Source organism: Thermophagus sp. OGC60D27 (assembly GCF_052400625.1).
Taxonomy (GTDB): Bacteria; Bacteroidota; Bacteroidia; order Bacteroidales; family Marinilabiliaceae; genus Thermophagus.
The window spans coordinates 475,232-488,586 of sequence record NZ_JBQTGH010000001.1; the positions used below are offsets into that span (position 1 = coordinate 475,232).

The 13,355-nt window shown below is 38.9% G+C and carries 6 protein-coding genes; 4 read left to right on the top strand and 2 right to left on the bottom strand.

The window, feature by feature from the left end:
- The first annotated feature begins 576 nt into the window (after window positions 1–576).
- From ACT29H_RS01920 to ACT29H_RS01935, 4 genes are all read left to right on the top strand, one after another.
- Window positions 577–3,846, top strand: coding sequence for a SusC/RagA family TonB-linked outer membrane protein (locus tag ACT29H_RS01920; RefSeq protein WP_444819902.1), 3,270 nt, complete (start codon window positions 577–579; stop codon window positions 3,844–3,846).
- 83 nt (window positions 3,847–3,929) lie between these two features.
- Window positions 3,930–5,882, top strand: coding sequence for a RagB/SusD family nutrient uptake outer membrane protein (locus ACT29H_RS01925; protein ID WP_444819903.1), 1,953 nt, complete (start codon window positions 3,930–3,932; stop codon window positions 5,880–5,882).
- Between the two features lie 116 nt (window positions 5,883–5,998).
- Window positions 5,999–7,633 carry a DUF5123 domain-containing protein gene (locus ACT29H_RS01930; RefSeq protein ID WP_444819904.1) on the top strand — a complete coding sequence of 545 codons (1,635 nt, stop codon included), beginning with the start codon at window positions 5,999–6,001 and terminating at the stop codon, window positions 7,631–7,633.
- 241 nt (window positions 7,634–7,874) lie between these two features.
- Entirely contained in the window at window positions 7,875–9,620 is a 1,746-nt protein-coding gene (locus tag ACT29H_RS01935) for a pectate lyase family protein (RefSeq protein WP_444819905.1), read from the top strand.
- Between the two features lie 317 nt (window positions 9,621–9,937).
- Here ACT29H_RS01935 and ACT29H_RS01940 read toward each other — a convergent pair whose 3' ends face one another.
- Complete coding sequence (locus tag ACT29H_RS01940) at window positions 9,938–12,820, bottom strand: glycosyl hydrolase 115 family protein (protein WP_444819906.1); 2,883 nt, start codon at window positions 12,818–12,820, stop codon at window positions 9,938–9,940.
- A 318-nt stretch (window positions 12,821–13,138) separates the two neighbouring features.
- Window positions 13,139–13,303 (bottom strand): hypothetical protein, encoded by a 165-nt coding sequence (locus ACT29H_RS01945; RefSeq protein WP_444819907.1) that lies wholly within the window; start codon window positions 13,301–13,303, stop codon window positions 13,139–13,141.
- Between the last annotated feature and the right edge of the window lie 52 nt (window positions 13,304–13,355).

The following is a 13,355-nucleotide window of genomic DNA, read 5'->3' on the forward strand; positions in this document are numbered from 1 at the left end:
CTTGACAGAAACTGAAAATTCCCTAAAAGCTTTTAGAAATTGGTTTCGAAAAAAAGAAAAATTCTACTTTAGCATTGTCCTAAAAAAGGGAAGCTTACAATCCACCTCCACAAGACCAGCACCGGGTAGAAATATCAGACGTTTCATGGAGAAAACTCCTATAAAAAATGCACTTTACCTAAAGCTTCTCTATTGAAGAAGATGCAAAAAATAACCCGAAAGTATTCAAAACAACAATAAAAATTAAAAAAACAGGCATTGGCTGAGGGCTCAGCGATCAATTCCCAGCCAAACTCGATGCGGTCAAATAAAAGTAATCCTAATACAAGAAACAGAAGCCCCATTCATAGATTTTCTCCACATACACCAATCTTTACTCCAATATCTTAAAGTTTTATCTCCCAAACCGCACATCAATAAATACACATTTTAAAACAATTTTTTCCATAAAAACGGTTTTTTTTCAAATATAATTGTAAACGCTTAAACGGATATTTAACAGTTTTTACCATACGAATTATTTCAATATCTGTCTTTTAAAACTATCTAATTTAAAACATTAAATCAGATTTTATTATGCGAAAGATTGAGTTTCTAAGATTTTACATTCTAATGCTTACGTCAGTTTTTACACTGGCTGCCTTTGGTCAACAAGAACGAATGATCAGAGGTGTGGTTACCGATAAGCTAGGAGAACCACTCCCTGGAGTTACCATAACCATAAAGGGTACCACCACAGGAACCATTACCGATGTAGATGGTAACTATTCATTTCAAGTGCCTGGGGATGCTGTTTTGGTATTTACCTTTATAGGAATGGAGACCCAGGAAGTTGCTGTCCAAAATCGGACACAAATTAACATCACCATGGAAGAGAGTGTGATTGGACTGGATGAGGTGGTAGCAATAGGTTACAGCACCATTACCAAACGAGACCTTACAGGATCGGTAGCCTCGGTGTCAGGAAAAACCATATCACAAATGCCGGTTACCAATGTATCTCAGGCTTTGTCTGGTCGTTTGGCCGGAGTACATATAACAACGGCGGATGGCTCTCCCGATGCCGAAATGATTGTTCGGGTGAGAGGAGGAGGATCTATCACCGGTGATAACAGTCCACTATATATTGTTGACGGATTTCCTGTCTCAAGTATAAACGATGTTGCACCTGGAGATATTGAAAGCATTGATGTGTTGAAAGATGCTTCCTCGACAGCCATTTATGGATCTCAGGGAGCTAACGGAGTTGTCATCATCACCACCAAAAGTGCCAAAGGAGGAAAGACAGATGTTTCGTACAATGGTTTCATTCAAACCAAACGCTTGGCAAGACGACTTGATGTCCTTGATTCATATGAGTATACAATGCTCAATTATGAATTGGCTGCCATTCGAGGTGAAGACTACTTAAATGGTTTTCAAAATAAATTTGGCGTGTATGATGACCTGGAACTATATAAATATCAAAAGGGTTCCGACTGGCAGGACGACATGTTTGGGGCTGATGTGATATCTCAACAGCATAATCTGTCCGTAACAGGAGGCAACGAAAAAACCAAATACGCCCTCAGCAGCACATGGAATTACGATGGCGGCCTTATGGATAACAACGATTACGAACGCTATAACGTCAACTTCAAACTGACCCATAAAATATTGGATAATCTTAAATTTGATGTTAATGCACGGGTGTCTGATGCCACGATTAATGGTTCGGGAACATCAGGCGGCACCTACAAAGTAAGAACCTCCGAAGCGGTTACTAAAGGACCTGTGAACGGCTTGGATGATTTTATTGAAGTGAACCCAAATACTCTTTCGGACGATGAGTATGAACAATGGCTTCGGAGCAATCTAACCCTCTCAGAAAGGGCTTCACAATATTGGAAGCGCAAATTTCGGAAGAGTTTTTACTTCTCTGGTAGTCTTACCTGGGATATATTGGAAAACTTAACCTACCGAATTGATGGTGGCTATCGATATGGCTTTGACGAAACCCAAAACTACTGGGGTGAATATACCAGCAATGCTTCCTATGTGGGAGGCGAGCCATTGGTTGACTGGACAAAGGCGAATGCCCGCAAACTGAGACAGGCACAAACCCTAAACTACAAATTTAAAGTAGGCAGTAATAACCGTTTTAATTTCCTCATTGGACAGGAATTTATTACGAATAAAGGAGGTAATTCCTACATCTATGCCACCAATTATAGTGCAGACCTTATGCCGGAACGAATTTTTGCCAATATGGGACTGTCGGATGGTACAATAAAGATATCCAGCGCAGTAAATGATGAGGATAACATGGCATCATTTTTCGGCCGATTCGGATACAATTACCGTGATCGTTATTTGCTAACATTGACAGCAAGAGCGGATGGATCTTCCAAGTTCCCCGAAAAAAATCACTGGGGATTTTTTCCTGCCGCAGCTTTGGCTTGGAGAATATCAGAGGAGCCCTTCATGGAGGGAATGAGCAGTTGGTTATCACATCTTAAGTTGAGGGTAAGCTACGGAGAAGCCGGGAACAATCGCATTAAAAGCGCAATGTATAAACAGGAATACAGAATCAACACCTCCAAAGCTTATGGTATCGGTGACAGATTAACTGGATATTATGAAGCCCGCAACCGGCAATTGGCCAATCCAGACCTCAAGTGGGAGACCACCATCACACGAAATGCAGGTTTAGATTTTGGTCTATGGAACGGACGAATGTCTGGAACCGTTGAAGCATATTGGAATTCGGCAGAAGACCTTCTCATAGAACGTGAAATCGTAGCGCCTGGTTACGAAACCACCATTGAAAACGTGGGAGAAACCTCCAATAAAGGAATTGAATTCTCTATGGATGCCTTTATATTTGAACGTCATGATTTTTCATTGTCAGCCAATTTTAATATTGGATTTTATAGAACAAATGTTGAAAATCTTGCCGAAGGCATCGAAGAGCAATCATATGCTTCGGGATGGGCAGGTACCGACCTTAAAGGATATTATGACTATCGCGTAAGGGTTGGTGAACCCGTCGGTTTAATTTATGGCTGGGTGACAGACGGTTATTATACAACTAACGATTTTGAAAGTTACGACGAAGCCACCGGACAATACATTCTCAAAGAAGGAATCCCAACAACAGGACTCTATGGAGGAGCCATAGGTATTCGTCCCGGAACACTGAAACTAAAAGATATGCAATCACCGGGAGAAGAAGGATATGGCGTTATCGATGATAATGACCGAACCATTATTGGAGACACCAATCCTGACTTTTACGGAGGTTTTGGGTTAAATGCCACTTACAAAGGTATTGACTTATCTGTTCTGTTCAACTTTGTTTACGGGAATGATATTTACAATGCCAATAAATTAGCATCGACCCAACAGTATCGCACTAATTATCCCAACATGTTAGATATGATGCATGTCGATAATAGATATACCTACCTTGACCGAAATACTGGTGAAATAGTAACCGACCTGGAAACCCTACGACAAATGAATGAAGGAGAAAATGCCAAAGCATTGTGGTCACCATTCACTTTTGGAAATTCCACAACATTGCCTCATTCATGGGCCATTGAAGATGGATCATTTCTTCGCCTTCAAAACATTACATTAGGTTACACCCTTCCACAACGAATAAGTTCATTAATTGCATGCAAGCAATTTAGAGTGTTTGGAACTATTAACAATGCATGGCTCTGGACCAATTATACGGGTTATGACCCGGAAGTCAATTCTCCAGTACGCAGTTCTTCTACTTCCGGACTTACACCGGGGGTTGATTATTCATCCTATCCCAAAAGTCTGTCTTGGACCTTTGGTGTGAATATTAAATTTTAAATACCAAGGAAATAGGTTTGATTAGAAATTGTGTGCATTATGCTTATAATAGTTTTATAGTAACAATCTTAAAAGTGTAAATCATGAAAAAATATAATATACTTCTGTTTTGCCTTCTTTTGCTTTCATCATCCTGTGAGGATAAGCTAAATGTGAATTCTCCCTCATCATTTGATTCTGACTACATTTTCTCTAATAAGACAGATGCCAAAAAGGCATTATTGGGGGTTTATTCCTTGTTTGCTCAGGATCCATACACCTCCCGCATGTCAACGGTTTGGATGCAAAACACAGATGTAGAAGCGATGCAACCCGGCGCAAATCCGGATGGCTCCAGACGTGATGTATGGTCTCTTCAAGGGGGATTACTAACCGGTTTTAAAGATATTTATTCTGCATGGCAAAACAACTATCTGGCCATCGACCGGGCAAACCAGTGCATCGAGGGGATTAAAAAAAGCAACATAAATGAAGATCCCGACATGAAGATGTTGTTAGGTGAGGCCTACTGCCTTAGAGCTTACCGTTATTTTCTTTTGTGTAATTTTTGGGGCGATGTTCCTTATTTTACTGAGGCAGCCAAAGCTGGCATGCAGCTCGATGTACCTAAAACTGACAAAAATATTATTTATTCCGGTTGCATTCAGGATTTGGTCAACTGCGAAGAAGATATGTATTTTGCAGATGAATACTCAGATGGTATCGAGAGAATGAACAGAGAATTTGCAATGGGTATGATTGCCAGGCTTGCCTTATTTCGTGCTGGTTTTGGCATGACAAAAGAAGGCGTCATGAAAAGGGCCGATGACTATCTCGACGTCGCTGGAAACGATTCACTGGCGGTAACTTACACCGACATGAACGGGACGGTAAAAACAGCTCGTACCTATAAAGAGTATTACCAGTTAGCAGCAGATTACTGCAAGAAACTTATAGCACTAAAAGACAGAGAATTAAATCCTGATTTTGAGACTATATTTAAAAATCAGTCCACATTCAAGAAGCCTGTCAATGATGATGTACTCTACGAAGTTGCTTTTCTGGCTGCCAATGGTGGTGATGTAGGTTGGTGCATTGGAACCGTTGTTAACTCCAGCTCAAAAGGAACAACAACCATTCAGGTCAACCTTACTCCTACCTACTACTTTTCCTTTGACGACCAGGATAAGCGCCGTGATGTCACTGTTTCAAAGATCTACTACCAGGATGATAACGATCAATATGTATCCTCCATTACCTCTCTGGCTATCGGAAAATGGAATCGATTAGACCTCACCAATGATCCGGGGGCATCTTCATCCAAAGGAACGGGTATTAACTGGCCTCTGATGCGCTATTCTGATGTATTATTAATGTTGGCAGAAGCTGAGAATGAATTGAATGATGGTCCTAATGCCACCGCCAGAGAAGCATTAGCTAGAGTGAGAAGACGTGCATTTGATCAAGAACATCATGCAACAAAAGTTGAAAACTACATCAGCCAACTCAATTCAAAAGAAGAATTCTTTGATGCTATTGTTGATGAGCGGGCATGGGAATTTGGCGGAGAATGCTTACGCAAATTCGACTTGGTGCGATGGAATATTTACGGTAAGAAGATTGTGGAAACCAGGAAAGCACTGGACAATATTGGCAAAGCTTCCTTGGATATTGACGTCTCAAATCCCGAAGTAACCCAATATATCAATTTTGCTGATTATTTATATTATCAAAAAAGCAACGGGATTGTTAATTTTCTGAATACTAAATACGACCCCGATGAAATTCCTGAGAATATAGTAGATGTGGCAGAATTGGAAGAAGAGGGAAATGAAAATGCTTTTGCTCGTCAAGGTTGGGCAAGAAGCCTTTATAGAGTTGATCAAGAGAAGGGAATTTCGGAAAGTGCTAGTTATACTATTCGTTGTTGGAGAGGCTACACTGATGACACCGGGCTATCGGCAGTTCCGTATCTGTTGCCAATTTCCGCTACAACAGTAGGAAACAGTCAATATTTAAATAACGAAGGATATGGTCATGTATTTACCGTCAACTAAATACATTAAAAGGGTTTAAAAATCATTTTTTACATTTTGATTTATTGATCCTTTATTTAAACATTATTTAGATTTATGTTTTTTCTTTTCGGTTGTAAATTAAAAATCAAAAAATCATGAAAAATAAACCCCTAAATACCCGAAATCTTAAACCCCAAATCAGTATACCAAAACTTTTTTATGCATTGTTATTGGTTTTCTTTGGGACATTCAACAGTTGCGATGACGATGACAATTTGGGTATTCCCGATCGATTATTTAGACCTATAATTCAAAATGTCACAACAGGTGGTAACTGGATTAGAGCAGAATGGGAAAAGTATAAAAACGTTGAATATTTTCAGCTTGAACTCTCTGTCGATTCTTTCGAGTCGATCTCGGTGGATGCAGTTACAGACACCAACTTTTATAAATTTGAAAATTTGGAATATGACACCAAGTATTTTCTAAGAATAAAAGCAGTAGGAGAATCACTGGAATCAGAATATTTTGTACATGAAACCATTTACACTTCTGATTTTCCCACAAAGTTAGATCCGGTAAACAAAGTCATAGATAATAAAGCATTGGTATCATGGACTGAAGTTTCATATGACAGTTTGGTAGTGTCTCGAAATGATACTATAGTTACCCGTGTAGTGTTAACAGAACCTCAAAAAGATCAGAAAGAAGTTGTAATTGACGGTCTAACCGAGGAAACTGACTACATCGTAAAAGCTTATTATCAGGGTAATTATATGGGCAAGCAAGCCTTTTCAACAGTGGCATCCCCAGTCTATGAAGGAGATGTAGTAGATCTTAGGGAATATGATGACGAAAGCGCATATTCCTTGTTAACTCAGGATTTCTTTGATCAGATGGCAAGTGAATATCCCGAAGGGGTAACCATCATTTTAAATGGAGGAACTGAATATGAGCTTACCGGTGCGCGTCTTTCTTCTTCCATTACTTTAACAGGTGGTTTAAGCCTTGAAGGAAACGCAATCATCCGCGTCAATGGCAATTTTGATTTTCCAAGTGATGGAGCAGACAATATTTCCAAATTCTCATTTTCTAATATTACGTTCACCGATCATCCTGCTAAGTATCGTGATTTTGGATCTACTTATGTCTTTAATTTTGGAAAATCCGGACATGTAGATTCACTTCTTTTCAACAATTGTGAAATACGCTATAAAAGAGGGGTCATTCGAGTTAAAACAGCTGCAACTATCGGAACCCTCATCATGAACAATTGCTTAGTGGATTCCATTGGTGGTTATGGCGTTATAAACCTGGATAATGGCAATGCCGGTGCTGATAATATAATTCTCACCAATTCTACATTTACGCATGTAGAGGGGTACATCGTTCGTGCTTCAAAAACCAACTTGCAACCATTATCCCTTACGGTAGAAAATGTAACAACTTGTTTCGCCCCTAACGGAGGAAAATACTTTTTCGATCTGGATAAAAAAACATTTGAAGATGGTATAACGATCAAAAACTGTCTATTGGGGAAAGCTTGGGGGGATGAAGTTACAGTTCGTGGATTGAGAAGCAATGCATCTCTAATATCCCTATCACAAAACTATAAAACCAGTGATCTGGTCTGGGAAACCAATGAGGAGACTTTTACCGAACTTTATCCCATCGAAGCCTCGGACTTGGGAGGCGATATTTATTCTGTTTTCGCCGATCCCGACAACAACGATTATACATTGATTAATAACACGGTAAAAAACAGAGCCGGCGACCCAAGATGGTGGTAATCTCTTCCTTAATAAAAAGGAAAAATATAGAGATTATCATTCGGTTCTGTATTACTAACTTTTATGGTGTTTCAATTAAAACCACAAGAACTAAGGTTTAGAAAGAGATGCCAAATATGAAGTAAATAGTTCAATGTTAATTTGCAAGAATCAAAAGGAATTGTTTCCAATTCCTTTTGATTCAATCTTTATAACCGGATTTCGATTAACCAATACCTAGTACACCTTAAATCCTTTTACTATGAAACATTTATTATTCTTAATATCAGTTTTTTTTCTTTTCAGTTGTCAAAGTGAGGAAAAAGATATCTTGGAAGACAATCCTGACAATACAATAAACATAACTTTTACGGCAGGAGATAAATTGGTAGTTGATTTGAAGCAATTTGTACCTCCGGTAAAGGGAAAAGTGACTAGTGACTCTGATTTATCTAAGGTAAAATTAATCCGCACAAATGGTGGCAATCCTTCTCTTATTAAGGAGTTCACCAATTTCGAAAATAGTAAAGAATTCGTTTTTGACGAAACGATAGAAATGAATGCAACCACCTCAGAAATAAAAGTTGAGGTAATTGATGTCAATGGCAACAGCTCATCTGAAAAACTAAAAATCATCGATATTGAATCGTTAAATTTCAGCCCGTCCCCAGTAGGTGTTACCAAAGCATTTCCAGATGCGGAAGGACATGGCTGCTATACTTCTGGTGGTCGTGGGGGTAGAGTATATCATGTTACCACTTTGGAGGATTACGATAGTGAAGGTTCCCTGAGATGGGCCTTAAATCAGGAGGGGCCCCGCACGATTGTTTTTGAAGTTTCAGGAACCATTCAACTATTGGAAAATTTAAAAATTAAAAACGGTGATGTTACCATTGCAGGTCAGACCGCACCGGGAGATGGCATTTGTCTGAGAAATTATCCGGTTACAGTGGATGCCGATAATGTTATTATTCGTTTCCTCAGATTTAGAATGGGAGACACCGAACGTCAGGAAGGAGATGCCTTAGGGGGGCGTTATCATAAAAACATCATTATCGACCATTGTTCGATGAGTTGGTCAACTGACGAATGTGCCTCTTTTTACCAAAATGAGAATTTCACAATGCAGTGGTGTATCATATCCGAAAGTTTACGAAATTCTGTACATTTTAAAGGATCTCATGGCTTCGGAGGTATTTGGGGAGGGAAAAAGGCTTCTTTCCATCACAACTTAATGGCACACCATGACAGTCGCAACCCCAGGTTGGGTGAAACCAACGGCGATGCCTTCGCTTTTACCGACTTGGTAGATCTGCGAAATAATGTTATTTACAACTGGCATGGTAACAGCTGCTATGGTGGTGAAGCAATGAATGTCAATATTGTAAACTGCTATTATAAACCAGGTCCTGCAACTACAAAACCATCTAGAATTATTGCAATTGATAAGGAAACAGAAGAGGGATTTCCAACTACCGGAGTCTGGGGTAAATTCTATATTGACGGGAATTACATGGCTGGCTCAACGCTTGCCACAAATGACAACTGGACTTATGGTGTTTATAACCAATTCCATAGTAAGTACGGCACCATTTCGGAAACCGAGAAAAATAATATGCGTCTCGATTCACCTTTAGATCCAGGTCCAGTTACCACACATTCGGCTCAAGAAGCCTATGAATTGGTCTTAGCTAAGGCAGGCGCTTCTATATCGCGCGATACAGTTGATGCTCGTATTGTCCATGATGTTAAAACAGGAACTGCGACCTTTATGACAGGTGGAAATGGAAGCATTAATGGAATAATTGACACTCAGTCGCATGTTGGAGGATGGCCTGAACTTAAATCTGTTCCACCACCTACAGACAGCGATCGGGATGGAATCCCTGATGAATGGGAGCTAGCCAACGGCTTGGATCCAATGCTCATTTCTGATGGTTGGGAGTACGACTTAAGTGAAAATTATACAAATTTAGAAGTTTATTTGAATGAGCTGGTACAGTTGTAAAATCCCCAGTTAAGACTCAAAATGGTATTTGAAAATGACTAAATAAAAATAAAAGTCATAGATGCTCTGATATTTCATTATTATCTAAATTTAGTTTCCCATTCTCAAAAATAATCTTCAAAAGAGGCTGCCTTTTTGGACAGCCTCTTTTTTTTTTCAACAAAAAAGTGACGAACCTTACGAAATGCTAAAAAAATTTGCGGTGCATACATCATCCAACATCATATATATTTATCATGCAAAAAAGAGCAAGGGCTGCCCTCTCTTAGGAACAGCCCAACATTTATTCAATTGTTAAAATTCTACTTGAGAAAGCATTATTTCAAACTTTCTTTCTCGCTTAGATTTTGAACGGGTGGTCCAAGGTAAGTTTTTTTCAGCCCACCAAAATCAATTACAATTTTCTGAATAATCATTCCAGGATCGATAGAAATAATTTTAAGAGTATGTTTCCCCGGATTATCAATTACAAATTTTGTTTCATTAATCGCGCTGTTTCGCAAAACATTCTGTGCCCACTCTTTGGAATACTCTTTTACGGAATTAGAATGAACCACAGGTTCCATGTCATCAACCTGGACACCATAACGCGTATCATGAGCACTGTCTTTAGGGAAAAGCGGTAACATATAAGTATAAATCGTTATTTCCCCGTCATTCTCTGCAAAAAAATCATACTCCACAAAAGAATCATTTCCGGAATCATATTTTGCATGGCCTAATTGAAGGGATGAATTTGCATAACCAAGTCCATCAATTATTTGAAATAATATGTCTTCATTTTCTGTTTTCCGGTGAAACGCAGACGGCTTAATGCTCAGTGCTCCATTTTTCCCGACGAACAAATTATCTGGATACTTTTGCTTTACAGCCTTGACCTCTATTTCTCTTGAACTTTTACCATCTGTTATTTTTATGGTTCCATTTACCATTCCTTTGGGTACTATATCCCAATCAATGGAGACATTAACTCTTTGTTGTGAAGCGGTTTCTCCTTGCGATGGGTTCACTTTTATCCATTTTTGTGATGGCACAGCTTTCCATTTAACAGGAATACTTCCTTTGCTGAACACTTCAAAAAAACTAACCTCCTCAAAATGGCTGTAAAATTCTGGTAACTTCAAATATTGATTTACACTTGCATCTAAATCATCCCCTTCTACCCAAACGCCCATTTCAGAAATTTCAGGGATCTCCAATGTTTTTACAGGAGGAAGTTGAAATTCTGGGAGAAAGCCCGGGGCGGTCATCATTCCGGACCATTTTCCATCCAACAAATTGTTATACTTATCTGTTAAAACGGCAAGACTGTCATGAAAAAGTTTCACTTTTTCAGCCAATTCGTTTGTTATTGCCCTTTTCTGTTTTGCATACCAACGATTCTTTTGCGCAATCAACATTTCATGATTGTACAGAGAAGCCCCCTTAACAGGGTAATATACCAATTCAAAAAAGGCAGCTTTTTTTTCTTCCGGCAGTTCTGACAGAATCCGATCGGCCATATTGGAGATGGTCAAATAATCGTTGAGTCTGCTTTCTGCTTCTTTGTAGTGGATGAAGGAAAAATCCGTATCTCTTATTCTTTCTTTGGCAAAAAGACTGTTCCATCGCCAGTCCCATGTCATATATTCTGGCTTACGGGTAAATCCGTGAAAATAATATCTATCAAGAATAAATTTAAGTTCTTCTCTATATTTATCGCCGAAAATAGATGATAAAAATTCGGCTTGATAATCATTAATATTTTCAAAACTAAACCGATCAAAATCCCAGGCCATATCAAGAAAAAGTTGCGTCCCCAATTCACCGGGTTTTATATCTCCGACATTCAACAACCAGTATTCGTCAGCTCCCAATGAATATGCCTTTTGCATTTCAGCAAACATTAAGGCTGGAGAGGTTGTATTTAGCCAAAGGTAATCATTCGGCCAACCCAGATAGGATATGTGGTAGTAAACACCGGATCCCCCATCTCGTTGTTGTTCCTCTCTATTACTCAACTTTTTAATATAGCCATAATTATCATCCGGCCATACTATAGTAATGTCTTCAGGAACTTCTAATCCTTTCTCATAAAGCCCCAAAACCTCTTTATAAGGAACAAAAATCTGTGGAATTTCCTGAAGTGGTTTTTCTATGTATTTTTCCAATAACGCCCTCTGATCTTTTATGGCTTCATCAAGGGTTTGCAGTTTCTCCTCATCCGAACCTCCTTTCATCCCCTCATCATGCATGCCACGCAAAGCAATGGTATAGATATTTTCATTTTTATGGGCTTGCGAAACCCTCTCTTCAAGCACTTTAATAATCTCATCCTTATTGGAAACATAGTTCCACTCGCCTTGTTTTTCTTTATCCCATTCACTCGCATTATTATATAAAAGCGGTTCACAATGGCTGGTTGTTATCATAATGCCATAATTATTGGCCATTTCCATATTGCCCGGAACCGTAAAAAAGGCTTTGGTACATTCATGCATGGCAGGTGCCAGTATATTCCCTTTTAAACGCAATAACAACTCAAAAACCTTTTCATAAGTTTTGGGGCCAATATCAGCCAGTTCTTTGTCTATATTTTTAGCTGCCCATGGATGAAGTCCCCAATCCTCATCATTCAAGAATATACCTCGAAATTTCACCGATGGAGTTTTCGAAATATATGGCTGCGTTCCGACATAAAGCTCCTGGCTCTTTCTGATGGGAACGTCAGCCCAATAATACCATGGAGAGACTCCAATAGCTTCCGATAAAGAAAAAATCCCATAAGCTGCTCCTCTTTTATCACTCCCGGCTATTACTAACGCTTTTTTAACCCCCCTCATAGGTTTCTCAATCACCTGAATAACATATCTTTCCCATCCACCCACAATACTGTCCACATTTAATTTCCGATCTTTTATTAATTGGTCTATGACACGGTTATTGCCAATACTTCCAACTATAATCACATTTCCTTTTAGGTCTTCTTGTGAAGAGACCACAATAGCCTTTTTTTTTGTGACCCGGCTAATATCTAAAGACAATAATTGTGCGGATGTTTCAACAACTTTATGATCATCCACATCATAAAAAATAGTTGCCGCCGATTTTTTACTTACAACCGGGAAATACTCATCTCCCTTGGCATTATGGTTGAAAACTTGCAATTGAGCAAAACACAACTGTGGCAAGATCATGAATAATATCATCAAACGTTTCATCAGCTACTAATTTTGTTTACTTACACTAAAAATTGTTAGTAATTCAACTAAACAACTTGACCTAATATTTTTATGCCATCAAAGAAAAAAACAATACACCTAATTGTCTATCAATACAAAATATTAAATTTATAGGCCTTTCAATTGCATTCGTGTATAATTTATTTAAGTCACTTTTTGAATGGAACTCGCATGGCTTAAGTCTAGACACTATCTTAATGTGATAAGCCACTGTAACATGCTTTTTTCATTTTGACATATTTACTAATGTACGAGCATTACGATCCGCAACAAGCCACTCCTTGTTGATTTTAAGTTCTACCACTTGAATAGATGAACGTTGCTGGATACCATTGTTATTCTTTCCTTCTCCGAACCTATCGGGATGGATACAGTAATAGAGGCAGGCTCTTCCATTTTTTGAGATACCCACATCACCATACAATCCTGCAGTTCTATCATCAGTTCCGATTCCAGTTCCATCTGCTAAAAGCGGCCCCCGGGTTGCTGTACCCAAGTCGCGCAATCCAATTGC

Excerpts from the sequence above, each read along its gene's own strand:
- ACT29H_RS01920 (WP_444819902.1), top strand. The coding sequence starts at position 577 with ATGCGAAAGATTGAGTTTCTAAGATTTTACATTCTAATGCTTACGTCA.
- ACT29H_RS01925 (WP_444819903.1), top strand. The coding sequence starts at position 3,930 with ATGAAAAAATATAATATACTTCTGTTTTGCCTTCTTTTGCTTTCATCA.
- ACT29H_RS01930 (WP_444819904.1), top strand. The coding sequence starts at position 5,999 with ATGAAAAATAAACCCCTAAATACCCGAAATCTTAAACCCCAAATCAGT.
- ACT29H_RS01935 (WP_444819905.1), top strand. The coding sequence starts at position 7,875 with ATGAAACATTTATTATTCTTAATATCAGTTTTTTTTCTTTTCAGTTGT.
- ACT29H_RS01940 (WP_444819906.1), bottom strand. The coding sequence starts at position 12,820 with ATGAAACGTTTGATGATATTATTCATGATCTTGCCACAGTTGTGTTTT.
- ACT29H_RS01945 (WP_444819907.1), bottom strand. The coding sequence starts at position 13,303 with ATGGAACTGGAATCGGAACTGATGATAGAACTGCAGGATTGTATGGTG.